This window comes from Bradyrhizobium sp. SZCCHNPS1003 (assembly GCF_032381555.1).
Lineage (GTDB): Bacteria > Pseudomonadota > Alphaproteobacteria > Rhizobiales > Xanthobacteraceae > Bradyrhizobium.
Genome location: NZ_JAUHIU010000004.1, coordinates 156948 through 170918 on the forward strand (window position 1 = coordinate 156948; position 13971 = coordinate 170918).

15 protein-coding genes are annotated in these 13971 nt (G+C 65.4%); 7 read left to right on the forward strand and 8 right to left on the reverse strand.

Annotated features, from left to right (window positions below):
• Positions 1–29: 29 nt before the first annotated feature.
• The 3 genes from QX126_RS08720 to QX126_RS08730 form a co-directional block, all read right to left on the reverse strand.
• Positions 30–2225, reverse strand: a complete 2196-nt coding sequence (locus tag QX126_RS08720; RefSeq protein WP_315780474.1) for an RNA degradosome polyphosphate kinase — start codon at positions 2223–2225, stop codon at positions 30–32.
• A gap of 124 nt (positions 2226–2349) precedes the next feature.
• Positions 2350–3027 carry a DnaA ATPase domain-containing protein gene (locus QX126_RS08725; protein ID WP_315739421.1) on the reverse strand — a complete coding sequence of 226 codons (678 nt, stop codon included), beginning with the start codon at positions 3025–3027 and terminating at the stop codon, positions 2350–2352.
• A gap of 58 nt (positions 3028–3085) precedes the next feature.
• Positions 3086–3640: a CDP-alcohol phosphatidyltransferase family protein gene (locus QX126_RS08730; RefSeq protein ID WP_315739423.1), complete on the reverse strand. Its 555-nt coding sequence runs from the start codon at positions 3638–3640 to the stop codon at positions 3086–3088.
• A 155-nt stretch (positions 3641–3795) separates the two neighbouring features.
• Between QX126_RS08730 and purM the strand changes: the two genes are divergently transcribed.
• On the forward strand, positions 3796–4869 hold the full coding sequence (gene purM / locus QX126_RS08735; RefSeq protein WP_315780476.1) for a phosphoribosylformylglycinamidine cyclo-ligase: 1074 nt from the start codon (positions 3796–3798) through the stop codon (positions 4867–4869).
• 13 nt (positions 4870–4882) lie between these two features.
• Positions 4883–5536: a phosphoribosylglycinamide formyltransferase gene (purN, locus tag QX126_RS08740; protein WP_315780478.1), complete on the forward strand. Its 654-nt coding sequence runs from the start codon at positions 4883–4885 to the stop codon at positions 5534–5536.
• 141 nt (positions 5537–5677) lie between these two features.
• On the opposite strand, the gene QX126_RS08745 is transcribed toward purN, so the two are convergent.
• Positions 5678–5887, reverse strand: coding sequence for a cold-shock protein (locus tag QX126_RS08745; protein ID WP_315712366.1), 210 nt, complete (start codon positions 5885–5887; stop codon positions 5678–5680).
• A gap of 364 nt (positions 5888–6251) precedes the next feature.
• Here QX126_RS08745 and QX126_RS08750 point away from each other — a divergent pair, with 364 nt between their 5' ends.
• Positions 6252–7400 (forward strand): autotransporter outer membrane beta-barrel domain-containing protein, encoded by a 1149-nt coding sequence (locus tag QX126_RS08750; RefSeq protein WP_315780480.1) that lies wholly within the window; start codon positions 6252–6254, stop codon positions 7398–7400.
• A gap of 4 nt (positions 7401–7404) precedes the next feature.
• On the opposite strand, the gene QX126_RS08755 is transcribed toward QX126_RS08750, so the two are convergent.
• The gene (locus tag QX126_RS08755) at positions 7405–8448 is read right to left on the reverse strand and encodes a LysR family transcriptional regulator (RefSeq protein ID WP_315739428.1); all 1044 of its coding nucleotides are present in this window, start codon (positions 8446–8448) and stop codon (positions 7405–7407) included.
• A 55-nt stretch (positions 8449–8503) separates the two neighbouring features.
• Between QX126_RS08755 and QX126_RS08760 the strand changes: the two genes are divergently transcribed.
• Genes QX126_RS08760 through QX126_RS08770 form a run of 3 tightly spaced genes read left to right on the forward strand, consistent with a single transcriptional unit; the run spans position 8504 to position 10333 of the window.
• Positions 8504–9145, forward strand: coding sequence for a hypothetical protein (locus QX126_RS08760; RefSeq protein ID WP_315755723.1), 642 nt, complete (start codon positions 8504–8506; stop codon positions 9143–9145).
• Positions 9132–9755 carry a GNAT family N-acetyltransferase gene (locus tag QX126_RS08765; RefSeq protein WP_315739430.1) on the forward strand — a complete coding sequence of 208 codons (624 nt, stop codon included), beginning with the start codon at positions 9132–9134 and terminating at the stop codon, positions 9753–9755. The genes QX126_RS08760 and QX126_RS08765 overlap by 14 nt, the downstream gene beginning before the upstream one ends.
• Complete coding sequence (locus QX126_RS08770; RefSeq protein WP_315780482.1) at positions 9755–10333, forward strand: isochorismatase family protein; 579 nt, start codon at positions 9755–9757, stop codon at positions 10331–10333. The genes QX126_RS08765 and QX126_RS08770 overlap by 1 nt, the downstream gene beginning before the upstream one ends.
• A gap of 21 nt (positions 10334–10354) precedes the next feature.
• Here the strand turns inward: QX126_RS08770 and QX126_RS08775 are convergent, their stop codons facing one another.
• Positions 10355–10531 carry a hypothetical protein gene (locus tag QX126_RS08775; RefSeq protein ID WP_315739432.1) on the reverse strand — a complete coding sequence of 59 codons (177 nt, stop codon included), beginning with the start codon at positions 10529–10531 and terminating at the stop codon, positions 10355–10357.
• Positions 10532–10559: 28 nt separating this feature from the next.
• Between QX126_RS08775 and QX126_RS08780 the strand changes: the two genes are divergently transcribed.
• A complete protein-coding gene (locus QX126_RS08780) occupies positions 10560–10727 on the forward strand; it encodes a hypothetical protein (protein ID WP_315739433.1) in 168 nt (55 codons plus the stop codon).
• Between the two features lie 90 nt (positions 10728–10817).
• Here QX126_RS08780 and rnd read toward each other — a convergent pair whose 3' ends face one another.
• Entirely contained in the window at positions 10818–11966 is a 1149-nt protein-coding gene (gene rnd, locus QX126_RS08785; protein ID WP_315739434.1) for a ribonuclease D, read from the reverse strand.
• 405 nt (positions 11967–12371) lie between these two features.
• Positions 12372–13847, reverse strand: coding sequence for a protein adenylyltransferase SelO (locus tag QX126_RS08790; protein ID WP_315780484.1), 1476 nt, complete (start codon positions 13845–13847; stop codon positions 12372–12374).
• Between the last annotated feature and the right edge of the window lie 124 nt (positions 13848–13971).

Consider the following 13971-nt stretch of genomic DNA (forward strand, 5'->3'; position numbering starts at 1 on the left):
GGCGCAGAAGGCCCCGGTGCAGACAGCCCCTATGAAGGAGAGCGTTCATTCCGGCGCGTGAGCCGGCGCGGCGATGATTCCTTGAGCGACTTTCCACGGCCGGACAGACTCGGATTCGTCATGAAGTAATTGTGCAGGTTGAACGGCTCCTCGCCCTTCGCGGCCTTCATACGCGTTGACGACCCATCCGGCAACAATTGCCAGCTCTGCTCGGTGTCCTTGAGGTTCGCGACCATGATCTGTTCCAGAACCTGCTGATGCACGGTAGGGTTCTGAAGCGGGCACAGCACCTCGACGCGGCGGTCGAGATTGCGCGGCATCATGTCGGCCGAGGAGATGTAGACGGCGGCCTTGGCGCTCGGCAGGCCCTGACCCATACCAAAGCAGTAGATGCGGCCATGCTCGAGGAAGCGGCCGATCACCGATTTGACGCGAATGTTCTCCGACAGTCCGGGGAGGCCGGGACGCAGGCAGCAGATGCCGCGCACGATCAGCTCGATCGACACGCCGGCCTGCGAGGCCTCATACAGCGCGTCGATGATGTCGGGATCGACCAGCGAGTTCATCTTCATCCAGATCACGGCGGGCTTGCCCTGGCGGGCGAAGCTGGTCTCGCCGTGGATGTGCTCGATCATGCGCTTGCGAAGCGTGAGCGGCGACACCGCCATCTTCTCGATGTCGATCGGCTCGGCATAGCCGGTGATGTAGTTGAACACCCGCGTCACGTCGCGGCCGATCACCGGGTCGGAGGTGAAGTAGGACAGGTCGGTGTAGATGCGCGCCGTCACCGGGTGATAGTTGCCGGTGCCGGTGTGGACATAGGTCGTGAGGCTGCCGCCCTCGCGGCGTACGACCATCGACAGCTTGGCATGCGTCTTCAGCTCCAGGAAGCCGTAGACCACCTGCACGCCGGCGCGCTCCAGATCGCGGGCCCAGCGGATGTTGGCCTCCTCGTCGAAACGCGCCTTGAGCTCGACCAGCGCCGTCACCGACTTGCCGGCTTCGGCAGCTTCCACCAAAGTGCGCACGATCGGAGAGTTGTTGGAGGTGCGGTACAGCGTCTGCTTGATTGCGACGACGTCCGGGTCGCGCGCCGCCTGCTGCAGGAACTGCACGACGACGTCGAACGACTCATAAGGGTGATGGACGATCAGGTCCTTCTGCCGGATGGCGGCGAAGATGTCGCCGCCATGGTCGCGGACACGCTCAGGATGGCGCGGAACATAGGGCACGAATTCGAGGTCGGGCCGGTCGACCCGCGTCAGTTGCGACAGCTCGTTCATCGCCAGCACGCCGTCGACCAGGAACACCTCGTCATCGGTGGTCGAGAGCGCATTCTGCACGAAGCGGCGCAGCTCCTCCGGCATGTTGGCCTCGATCTCGAGCCGGATCACCGAGCCACGACGGCGCCGCTTCAGCGCGGTTTCGAACAGCCGCACCAGGTCTTCGGCCTCTTCCTCGATCTCGATCTCGCTGTCGCGGATGATCCGGAAGGCGCCCTGGCCCTTCACGGTGTAGCCCGGAAACAGCCGGCCGATGAACAGGCCGGTCGCCTGCTCGAGGGTGATCAGGCGGATCACGCCATCCTTGGAGCCGGGGAAGCGGATGAAGCGGTCGATCTTGCCGGGCATTCGGATGAGGGCGTTCATCGGACGCCCGTCGGCGGAGCGGATCAGCTGCAGCGCCACCGTGAAGCCGAGGCTCGGGATGAACGGGAACGGATGCGCCGGATCGATCGCCAGTGGCGTCAGCAGCGGGAAGATGTTGGCGAGGAAGTGGTCCTCGATCCAGGCGCGCTCGCTCTTGGTGACGTCCTGGCCGTCGACCAGCACGATGCCGAGCTCGCCGAGAAACTTGCGCAGGTCGCGCCAGATCGCCTGCTGGTCGATCGCGAGCTGTGAGACGGTCTCGTTGATCAGCTTCAACTGCTCAGTGGGGGTCAGCCCATCCGGGCTGCGCTCGGCGATGCCCTCGCGGACCTGGGCGCGGATGCCGGCGACGCGGACCATGAAGAATTCATCAAGGTTGTTGGCGGAAATCGACAGGAAGCGCACCCGCTCCAAGGCCGGATGTCGCGGATTGACCGATTCCTCCAGAACGCGGCGGTTGAAGTGAAGCCAGGACAGTTCCCGGTTGATGAATCGCTCGGGGCTCGAGGCAATCTCGAAGGACGGCGCCGCGACCGGTTCTTTCTCTGAAATTTCAGTAGCTTGCTCGGTATCCATCGGAATTCGATCCATATCCATCCAGTCGCGAATGGTCGACCGTAGCCCAATCTGGGTAACCAGGGGATGACGTTGCCGGCACCATTGAGGTTCCGTCACCCACCGCCGTCAAGATGGCCGCCGGTCACAGAGGCCGGAGCAGCTCCGCCGCCAGCGCCCGGGTGACCGGCCGTCCGAGCCGCAGGGACTCGTTGTCCAGCAGCGCGATGGTCTGGCGTGCCGCCGCATAGGAGCGCTCGATGTGGCTTGCGAGATAGCTGACCACGGTCTCGTCGATCGCCAGTTGCCGGTCCGCGGCCAGCTTGACGATCAAGGCGCGGAACAGCTGGTCGTCGGGCGGCAGCAGCGTGACGACCGGGACGGCGCGCAGCCGCGACCTCAGATCGGCCAGGGCGATGGGCAGGGCCGCCGGGGCCTCGCGCGCCGTGATCAGCACGAAAGCCTCGTCCTGGCGGGCCAGGTTCAGCAGGTGAAACAGCGCCCGCTCGTCGAGATCGGTTGCCGTCAGATCCTCCAGCACCAGCGCGCCGGTGGCGAGCGCCCCAGGGACCGCGCTCGCCTCGAGGGCATGCGCGGACAGGGATCGGGCTCCAGCCTGCTCGGCCCAGATCGCGGCGAGGTGGCTCTTGCCGGAGCCGTCGGGGCCGACCAGGAACATGGTCCGCGCCGGCCATTCCGGCCAGGCGTCGACCAGAGCGAGCCCGGCCGCGTTGCCTGGACCTTCGAAGAAATTGTCCCGCGTCAGGCTCTCCGCATGCGGCAGTGCGAAGGCCAGCTGACGAGGGGGGATATGGCCGGCCAAGGTCGAATTGCTCCGTATCGTGGGGTGCGTGAGGTCAGGACGGGCCCTCAGCGGAGGATCACCGGACCTCGATGGTGCTCATGTGGCGCACCCAGTCGACGAGATACAGCCCGACCGACACGAGGGTAAAGACCGTGACCAGCGCCATCAGCACCACATCGTAGGGCTTGGGCTCGAAGCCGAAGCTGAGCGAGGCCAGCACGAGCGCTGCGAATCCGACCTGGGCGACCGTGTTCAGCTTGGACACCATCAATGGCTTCATCGCGACCGGCCGGTCGAACAGCCAGGACACGATCACCGCCGAGACGATCATGATGTCGCGCGAGACCACCAGGATGACGATCCAGCGCGGGATCGCGCCCCAGATGCCAAGCGTGACGAAGATCGAGACCAGCAGCGCCTTGTCGGCGAGGGGATCGAGCAGGGCTCCCAGTTCGGACCGCAGGTTGAAGCGCTTTGCCAGGAAGCCGTCCACGGCGTCGCTCACCCCCGCGACCACGAAGACCAGAAACGCGATCTCCATCTCGCCGGCCGCAATGGCCCAGACGACGATCGGAACCAGCAGGATTCGACCGAGCGTGATCAGATTGGGGATACTGTGGGGAATGGTCACGCAGCGGGTCCCGACGACAACGATCAAAAGACAACCCGATTCCGAAACAGGGCGAACCGGTACGGTTCCTAGATAGTATGGGGACGAGCCCCTTGCGAGCCATTGCGCGCGGCCGGATTCCGACGTAACCAGCGGCCAGATTAGGGGTTTTTACCATGACCGAGCGCAAGAACGGGCTCACTTATGCAGATTCGGGCGTCGATATCGATGCCGGAAACCGTCTGGTCGATCTGATCAAGCCCATGGTGCGCGCAACCGCCCGCGCCGGCGCGGATGCCGAGATCGGTGGCTTTGGCGGCCTGTTCGACCTCAAGGCCGCCGGATTCAAGGATCCGGTGCTGGTCGCCGCGACCGATGGCGTCGGCACCAAGGTGAAGATCGCGATCGAGACCGGGCTGCATGGCGGCATCGGCATCGACCTGGTCGCCATGTCGGTCAACGATCTCGTCGTGCAGGGCGCCGAGCCGCTGTTCTTCCTCGACTACTTTGCCTGCGGCAAGCTCGACCCGGAGGCGACGGCCTCGATCGTCGCTGGCGTCGCCGAAGGTTGCCGGGAATCCGGCTGCGCGCTGATCGGCGGTGAGACCGCGGAAATGCCGGGCCTCTACAAGGACGGCGACTACGATCTTGCCGGTTTCGCGGTCGGCGCCGCCGAGCGCGGCACGCTGCTGCCGTCGCCGGACATCGCGGCCGGCGACGTGGTCCTCGGCCTCGCTTCATCCGGCGTGCATTCCAACGGCTACTCCCTGGTGCGCAAGATCGTCGCCCAGTCCGGCCTCGGCTTCGATGCGCCGGCACCGTTCGCGCCGGTCCTGACTCTCGGCGCGGCGCTGCTGACGCCGACCCGGCTCTATGTGAAGTCGTGCCTTCGCGCCATCCGCGAGACCGGTGCGGTCAAGGGGCTCGCGCACATCACGGGCGGCGGCTTCACCGACAACATTCCGCGCGTGCTGCCGAAGCATCTCGGCGTCTCGATTGATCTGACGGGCCTGCCGGTGCTGCCGGTCTTCAAATGGCTGGCGGAGCAGGGCGGCATTGCCGAGCGCGAGCTCTTGCGCACCTTCAATTGCGGGATCGGCATGATCGCGATCGTCAAGGCCGAGGCCGTCGATGCCGTCATCGAGGTATTCGCCGCCAATGGCGAGCACGTCGCCCGGCTCGGCGAGGTCGTTGCCGCCGCGGGCGATGAGCGCGTGATTTACACCGGCGCCCTCGATCTGGCCCTGTGAGACGAGTGAGCCGATGAAGCGCCGCGTCGCCATCCTGATCTCGGGCCGTGGGTCGAACATGGCCGCGCTGATCCACGCGGCGGCGCAGCCGGATTTTCCGGCCGAGGTCGCCATCGTGATCTCCAACCGAGCCGATGCGGCCGGACTGCAGAAAGCGCAGGAGAACGGCGTCGCGATCGAAATTATCGAGAGCAAGCCGTTCGGCAAGGACCGCGCGGGGTTCGAAGCCAGATTGCAGCAGGCGCTCGATGCACGCGGCATCGAGATCATCTGCCTGGCCGGTTTCATGCGCCTGTTCACGGCGGAGTTCGTGCAGCGCTGGTACGGAAGGATGCTCAACATTCATCCGTCGCTGCTGCCATCATTCCCCGGCCTCGATCCGCACGGCCAGGCGCTGCGTGCCGGCGTCAAGCTGTCAGGCGCCACCGTGCATTTCGTCATTCCGGAGACGGATGCAGGTCCGATCGTGATGCAGGGCGCGGTCGTGGTCAGGGACGACGATACGCCGGACACGCTGTCGACGCGCATTCTTGGCGTCGAGCATCGCATCTATCCCGAGGCGCTGAAGCTGCTGGCCAAGGGCCTGGTGCGGCTCGAAGACGATCTCTGCCGGACGTCGTCCGTGGTGCAGGCCGATGACGCGCTGATCTGGCCCGTCGTCCGTTAGCTGTCGCCGGACGAAAAAAATCCCCGGCGGGGCCGGGGCACATCAAGGCTGACGAAGTCTGGTCATCCGCGGCAAGTGAACGTGACGCGGAACTCGTGAGTTGGCGAGCGCGCGCTGTGGCGCCCTCCGCCGGGACGATGCTCACGAGAGCTTCAGGTTCTCTGCCGACGTCTTGCCGCGGCTCTCCACCAGATCATATTCGATCGTCTGGTTCTCGTTGAGCGTGGTCAGTCCAGCACGCTCCACGGCCGAGATGTGGACGAACACGTCCTTGTCTCCGCCAGCCGGTTTGATGAAGCCATATCCCTTGGTCGGGTTGAACCACTTCACGCTGCCCTTGTAGGTCGGCATCGCTGTCTCCTCGTCTAGACGAAAAAAAGACGCGGCCACGCTCACGCGTGCCACGCCACAAACGGGCTTCCGGGGATCTGCTCAATTTCCGAAGTCGCGAAACGCACAGTCGAACGGCCAATCCGATTGTACTGGAGATTGCAACACGATTTTCCGCCGATATCAAGTTTGGCGGATCGATGAGAACGCGTCGCGACGTCACGTCACCGTCTGCTGCTGCACTGCGTGGCTTGTGGCGCTGGAACCACAAATCCTTGCGGTGCAGCCGCGGCATGGTCAATTTCATTGACCGCGATCGGGAACTGCGGACAAATCGACGCGGCAATATTGAAGCGAATTTGAGCGGGCGGCGAACGGGGCATCGATGCGCGGGGCATCTCCGGCCAAGCGGGGCAGGCGACAGTGCACCCGTGTACCCGGGGCGGCGCTGCTGCCCATCGTCGCCTTTGGTATGGCCGTCGCGTCTTCGCCGTGCGCCGCGCAGGCCAGCCTGCCGAGCATAGCCGCTAGCCCGACACCAACGCCGAGCCCATTGCCCAGTCCTGCACCCGGCGCGATCAGTTCCGAACGCTCGTCCGGCCAAACCGTGCTCGATCTCGGCTCGAGCTTCCTCGAACGGCTCGGCACCCAGGCCACGCAGGGCGTCACCCGGCTGCAGCGGAGCAATCCGGGGGGCGGTGGTGCGCCGGAGGCTTCCGAACAGCCTCGGTTCCGGACTTGGGGCGAGACGTATGGCGTGGCGGTCCGCAGCAATGCGCAAGGCGACTTCGTCGGCGACAAGAGGACGACTTGGGGCGGTGTCGCCGGTATCGGCATGCGCCTCGTGCCGGGCGTGAACGTCGGACTCTCCGTTGACCAGAGCCGGACCAAGGTCGATGTGCCGCTGGCGCTGCAGTCGGCGACGCTCGATGTCACACAGTTCGGGTTCAACGCCTCGGTCGACCAGGGACCCTGGACCTGGGCGATCGCGATCGTCCATGGCTTCGGCGGGATCAGTGCGCGGCGCGACACCAGCCTCGGTGCGGCGACGTCGGTCTACGGCGCCCACATCACGGGCGTGCTGAGCGAGCTCGACTACTACTGGAGCATCGGTGAGAGCCGGATCGTTCCGAAGCTCGCCTTCGAATACACCCGCGCCACGACCGCGGCATTCCAGGAATCGGGCGGGCTCGATCCGCTGTCGGTCAGCGGCACCTCGCTGGAGCGCGCCCGCGTTCTCGTCGGCGCCGAATTCGGCCGCTACTTCATCGTCGACGGCAGGGTCCTCGACGTCTCGGCCTATGGCAAGCTCGTCGACAATTTCAGCCAGAATCTCGGCGCGGTGACCGTGAGCCTCGGTCCGCAGAGCATCACGCTGCAGGGCCTTGGCGAGGGCCGTTACGGCGCCGACGCCGGCGCGGCACTGTCGCTATCCTTGAACCGAACGTCACGCCTCTATCTGAACTACGATGCGAAGCTGCGTTCGGCGCTGCAGTCGCATCAGGGGACGCTCGGCGTCGAGTTGAAGTGGTAGGTCGTCAGACCGGTTTCGGCGCGACGTAGCCGCCGAAGCCGACGACATCCCGCGCGGACGCCATCAGAGGCACGAGCTCCAGCGGATGGATGAACTCGTCCCGGAAGCAGGCATGGACCTTCGGATCGAAGATGCGCTTCAGCCAGTCGATGACGACCTTGTGCCGGTCGGAGTTGCGAAACTCCTTGTGATAGGTCAGCCACAGATCCATGTGGTAGTTGATGCCGAGATCGACCGGAACGAGCGGCGCCCCGAGCGCGACCGCCGATGTCGGCAGGAAGCCGATGCCGGCGCCGCGCTCGACCGCGTAGAGCACGGCAACGCTGGAATTGGTGGAGATGCCGACGATGCCCTCGAGCGACTCCAAGCCGAGGATGCGCGCATAGCCCGTCTCGTCGAGCTGCACGCCGTGCTGCTTGATGATGCGGTGGTTCTTGAGATCCGCCAGCGATGTCGGCAATCCATGCGCGTCGCGATAGGCTTCCGACACGAAGCCGTAGATGTGCAGACGGCCGAGCTTCACAACGATCACGTCGGGGTTGGTCGGCCGTTCGAACTGGATCGAGATGTCAGCCTCCAGCCGCGACACGTCGGCCTGCTGCATCGCGCAGCTCAGATCGACCGTGATCCTGCGATAGGTCTTCTGGAAATCGATCAGTCGCGGCAGGATCCAGAAATTGCCGGGGCCTTCGGTCACGGCGACGCGCACCGATCCCTGAGTGTCGGTCGACAGCGAGGCGCGCCGGAAGATGTTGAAGCTCAGCCGCTCCATCTGCTCGACGTCGAACAGCAACGATCGTCCCTCGTCGCTGAGCGACAGGCCGGATTGATCACGGATGAAGAGCTTGAATCCGAGCTCGTCCTCGAGCCGGTCGATCTTGCGCATCAGGGTTGTGCCGGTCAGTCCGAGAACATCCGCCGCGTTTCGGAAGCTGCGGTGACGCGTACAAAGCAGAAATGCTCTCAAATCCTCCCATGAAGGGTTAAGCGTTTCGTCAGACTTCCTGTGCTGCGTGGATGCAGCACCCCGATGCAAATGTTGCCGCATACACTCCAGCCCCGACAAGTATGATGACGTTATCAAAGCCAAGCTGGAAACATAGATGCAGAACCTGCACCGCGGAAGCACAGAATTCACGCTGCGACATCAGCTCGACGCGCTGCCGCGGACGGATCGGGTCACGGCTCAGGCGGTCACGCTCGATCGGCTCGGCGAGCTCGCGGCGCTCGCACGCCGGGAAATACCAGGCGTTCGTGCCTCGGAACACGAACTTGCGGAGTTCTTGCGGCACGATCCGGACTCGATCTTCGCGCTCTACCGCGGCAGGAACTTGCTCGGCGGCATCGCCTTCCTCTATCTCAACTGCTCAGGCCTCGATGCGTTGCTCCTGGATGAGTTCAATTTGAATGATCCGCCGCGCAGATTTCTGGCGCGACCGGACGAAGACGTAGCTGCCATCTATGTCTGGGCGCTCGTGGCGCAAGGGCGAGGAGCAATCGGCCTCGGCAACGTCGCGCAGGCGCTGCGAGGCGCGAGATTTCGCGCCGCCGATTACTACGCACAACCGTCGAGTCCGGAAGGGCGCGCGTTTCTCGGCGCACTCGGCTTCACGCCGGTTCCAAGCTTTCAGCCCGATCTCTGGTGGTATCAGCGGCCGTGGAACCGCCTGCCCGAGATGATCGCGCCTTCGATCCAGTCGATCACGAGTTTCGGACAAGGGAGCATTGCGGATGCAAAGCATTAGTTCGGCCAGGGCGGCAAAGACAAATCCGCGCGCGATCACGGTGCGCATCGCGCGTGATCCGAATGACCTCATGCTCGTCACGGCGATCCGCTCGGCGGTCTACCTGACCGAGCAGGATTGTCCGATGGAAGAGGAGTTCGACGGCAACGATCTGGTTGCAGCCCACTTCCTCGGTTTCGTCGGCAACGAGCCGGCTGGATGCGTGCGCGTGCGCTTCTTCGGCGACTTCGCCAAGGTCGAGCGGCTCGCGGTGCGCCATCAGTACAGGCGCTCGCGACTGTCGTTCAAGCTGGTTCGCGAGGCGCTCGACTATTGCAGGCGCAAGGGCTTCAAGAAGGCCTATGGCCACGCGCAGGATCGTCTCGTCGATTTCTGGGCGCATTTCGGCGCCAAGCCGCTCGGCCATAATCGCAAGCTCACCTTCTCGGATTTCTCATACACTGAGATGGTGCTGGACCTTGAGCCGTGCGACGACGCGATCACGCTCGACAGCGATCCCTACATGATCATTCGTCCGGAAGGGGACTGGGACCGGCCGGGCGTGCTCGATCTCTCGGCCGGCCGGCCGGCGTCCTCGCCCTTGCGCGACTTCGCCGCAGCGAGACAGTGATGTCGAGCCGAGATCTGTTCGGTGCCACCGAGGTGGATCCGCCGGTTCTCGTCTGCGCCGATCTGCAATGCGAATATCTCGCCGAGGGACGCAGGCATCTGATCGCCGATGGCGACGTCATCACGGCGCGGTGCCGGCAGTTGATCGCGCTCTGGCGCGACAACCTGTGGCCGGTCGTCCATCTCAAGCGGATCGCACAGGCGGCCTGGTTCAACCCGGCCTCCAACCTGACGAACTGGCTTCCGGACTTCAAGCCGACCCCAGGGGAGCTTGCGTTCGAGCATCCACTGCCGTCGGCCTATAGCTCGGCTCGGTTCGCCGAGTACATGGCGAACATGCGCAGCATGCGCTGCGTGCTGCTCGGCTTCTCGCTGGACGAGACGATCCTCTCGACGGTGGTGGACGGTTTTCACCGCAGCCACCGCTATCAGGTGATCGGAGACGCCGTCGCATGCCGGCAGGCTTGCGCCGGCGACGCTGCGTTGTACAAGCTGGTTGTAACCAAGGTGATTGGCAATTTTGCCGGCGTCCTCGACAGTGCCGAGCTTATCGGCGCCGGCGGCCGGCTCGCGGTGTGACCGCGGCGGATATTGGCGGTATCATCCTGAGGCGAGTCGTTCGGCCAGATCGATAATCATACGGCGATCGGCCGGATCGCTGATCTTGTTGAACGCGACGACGAGGCGAAGGGCCTCGACGACGTGCAGGTCGACCGGATTCTCGCTGAGCAGCCGCAGCAGCTTCTGTTCCGGCGGTTCGCAATCGTCTTTGCTCACGCGGCAGCTCCAGGACCGAGACCACGACATGACCCGAGAGGAAGAGCTCAAAGAGCTGGCGAGCAGCCTCCAGGCGGCCATCGCGAAAGCGCGCCAGCTCAATCTGCCGACCAGCGCCTACATTCTTTCGATGGCTCTGGTTGAGGTGTCTCAGACAATCGAGGCGGAGTTGAGGGGGCAGACCAGCGCCGAATGATGGGCAGCATTATGGGCGGCCGTGCCGCCTGCTGCAATCAACTGGGCAAACTCCGGAAGACGTAGCCGGCCATAGCCGCTGCGATGCCCGTCAGGCCCGGTCGACCCGGACGACGCGGCCCTTCTCGATGGCGAGCGCGAGCTTGCCGTGCTTCAGCGCCAGCGCGGCCTCGCCGAACAGCTCGCGGCGCCAGCCCTGCAGCGCAGCAACGTCGGCATTGTCGTCGGCGGCGATCTGCTCGAGATCGTCGACGGTGGCGATGACCTTGCTCGCCACGGCATGGCGCTCCGAGGTCATGCGCAGGAGGACCTTGAGCAACTCGACGATCGCAGCGCCATTGGAGTTGTTGCGCGGCTTTTCCAGCTTGGGCAGGGCGGCGAGATCGCGCGCCAGCCCGCGCTGCACGGCGGCGACGATGTCGGAGCCCCATCTTGAGCGCTCGAAGCCCTTGGGCAGCGAGCGCAGATTGCCGAGCTTCTCGATCGTTGTCGGGGCATGGGTGGCGATGTCGCCGACCGCGTCGTCCTTCATCACGCGGCTGCGCGGCACGTCGCGGCTCTGCGCCTCCTGCTCGCGCCAGGCCGCGACCTCGATCAGCACCGCGAGTTCCTTCGGCTTGCGGACCCGCGTCTTCAGCCGCTCCCAGGCGCGCTCGGGATGGAAGTCGTAAGTCTTCGGCGAGGTCAGGATCTCCATCTCCTCGCTGACCCAGTCGCTTCGCCCGCGCTTCTTCAGGTCGGCATCGAGCGCGGCAAACACGTCGCGCAGATGGGTGACATCGGCCTCGGCGTAATGCGCCTGCTCCTTGGTCAGCGGCCGCCGCGACCAGTCGGTGAAGCGGTGGGTCTTGTCGGGGCGGTGGCCGGTGATGCGCTCGACCAGCTGGTCGTAGGCGATGCTGTCACCGTATCCCAGCACCATCGCGGCGACCTGGGTGTCGAAGATCGGGTGCGGCACGATGCCGGCGCGGTGCCAGATGATCTCGATGTCCTGGCGGGCGGCGTGGAAGACCTTCAGGACCTTCTCGTTCGCCATCAGCTCGAAGAAGGCTTTGAGATCGATGCCCTCGGCAAGGGCGTCGATCACCACAGCCTCGTCCGGGCTCGCCATCTGCACGACGCAGAGCAGGGGGTAGTAGGTGGTCTCCCGCAGGAACTCGGTATCGACGGTGACGACCGGGTGCTGGGCGAGGCGGGCGCAGGCGGCCGCGAGGTCCGCGGTGGTGGTGATCAAGTCCATGAACGATCCATGACGAGGCACTTACGCCGTCGTCCGAAAACGCTGACAAGTCAAGGGTGTCGGCAAAGGGGAAGGAACGAAATTCGTCTTCGCTTGTCGGCCCAAACCGCCCGGAACGCAAGCGCTCCGGTGTCAGCTGATCGCTCTATGGTTGACGATGGGCGGTCCGGGGTGGCCTCAGTGATGCCGGACGCGGCCCGACGGCCGCCGCGCCGAGGGCACCGCGAGCACGATCAGGCACAAGGCGATCATCGCCAGACCCATGAATTCGAACACCAGCGCGTCCACGTGCGCGACCTCCCGACTTGTTGCTTCAACTTGTCGGGGCTGCGTTGATCGTTTCTTAAGGACCCGGGCGTGACGCCGGCGATGGTGGACGCGAGGTTAAGGCAGGGAGCTTGCCGTTTACGTGCCGCAGAACGTCTGCAGCACGCGTTCCTGGGGCTGCGGCGGCTCGGCATAGGCGGCCTGGTCCGGCTGGTCGTCGTACGGCCGGGCCAGCACCGCATGCAACTCCTCGAACGGCGCGTAGTCGTCGTTCTCGACCGCCGCGGTGATGACCGCCTCGATGCGGTGGTTGCGCGGGATGAAGGCCGGATTGACCTTACGCATGGCCTCGCCCCGCTCCGCCGCCGTCTGCGGTTCCTCCGCGAGGCGCCGGCGCCAGCGCTGAGCCCATTCGTCGAAGTCCGTGGGATCCTCGAACAGGGCGCGGACCTCGCTGAGATCGCCGCTGCCGGCGGCGTCGCTGAGACGGCGGAACGTCAGCGTGAAATCGGCTCGGGCCGCCGCCATCGCATCGAACAATGCTTGCGCCAGCGGCTGGTCGCCCTCGCGTTGCATGAACAGGCCGAGCTTGCGGCGCAGCCCCGCCTGGTGCGCGTCGGTGAACTGGGCGGCAAAGCCGTCGAGCGCCGCCTCGGCCTCCTTGATCGCCTGGTCCTTGTCGTCGCCGAACAGCGGCAGCAGGCATTCGGCGAGCCGGGTCAGGTTCCACATTGCGATGCGCGGCTGGTTGGCGAATGCATAGCGGCCGAACTCATCGATCGAGGAGAACACCTGCTTCGGGTCGTAGCCGTCCATGAAGGCGCACGGGCCGTAATCGATGGTCTCGCCGGACACCGAGGTGTTGTCGGTGTTCATGACGCCATGGATGAAGCCGACCAGCAGCCAGTCGGCGATCAGCCGGGCCTGGCGCGCGATCACCGCATCGAGCAGGGCGTGATAGGGCCGCTCGGTGCCGGCGAGGTCAGGGTAGTGCCGGCTGATGACGTGGTCGGCGAGCCGGCGCACGGCGTCGGTGTCCTGGCGCGCGGCGAAATACTGGAACGTGCCGACCCGGATGTGGCTGGTCGCGACCCGCGTCAGCACCGCGCCGGGCAGGGCGGTCCCGCGATAGACCTGCTCGCCGGTCACGACCGCCGCCAGCGACCGGGTGGTCGGGATGCCGAGCGCCGCCATCGCCTCGCTGACGATGTATTCGCGCAGCACCGGCCCCAGCGCGGCGCGGCCGTCGCCGCGGCGCGAGAACGGGGTCGGCCCGGAGCCCTTGAGCTGGATGTCGCGGCGGACGCCGTTGCGGTCGACGACCTCGCCGAGCAGGACCGCCCGGCCGTCGCCGAGCTGCGGCACGAAATGCCCGAACTGGTGGCCGGCATAGGCCATCGCGATCGGCTCGGCGCCCTCCGGCACGGTCTTGCCGGCCAGGATCTCGGCGCCCTCCGGTGTCTCCAGCTCGGCCGGGTTCAGCCCCAACTCCGCGGCGAGAGGCCGGTTCAGCTTGATGAGACGAGGCGCTGCGACGGGGGTCGGCGCCACCCGGGCAAAGAAATTGTCCGGCAGCGTGGCGTAGGAGTTCTGGAAGGGGAAATGCACGGTCATACCTTCCAAGATAGGCGCGAGGAGGCCGCTTTTCGAGCCCAAACGGCCGCCAGATGAGCGTTTCAGCGCCAGCTCAATTCGGCGGCAGCGCGCCTGGTTGCATCGGTGGCTCGAGCGAGGCGGC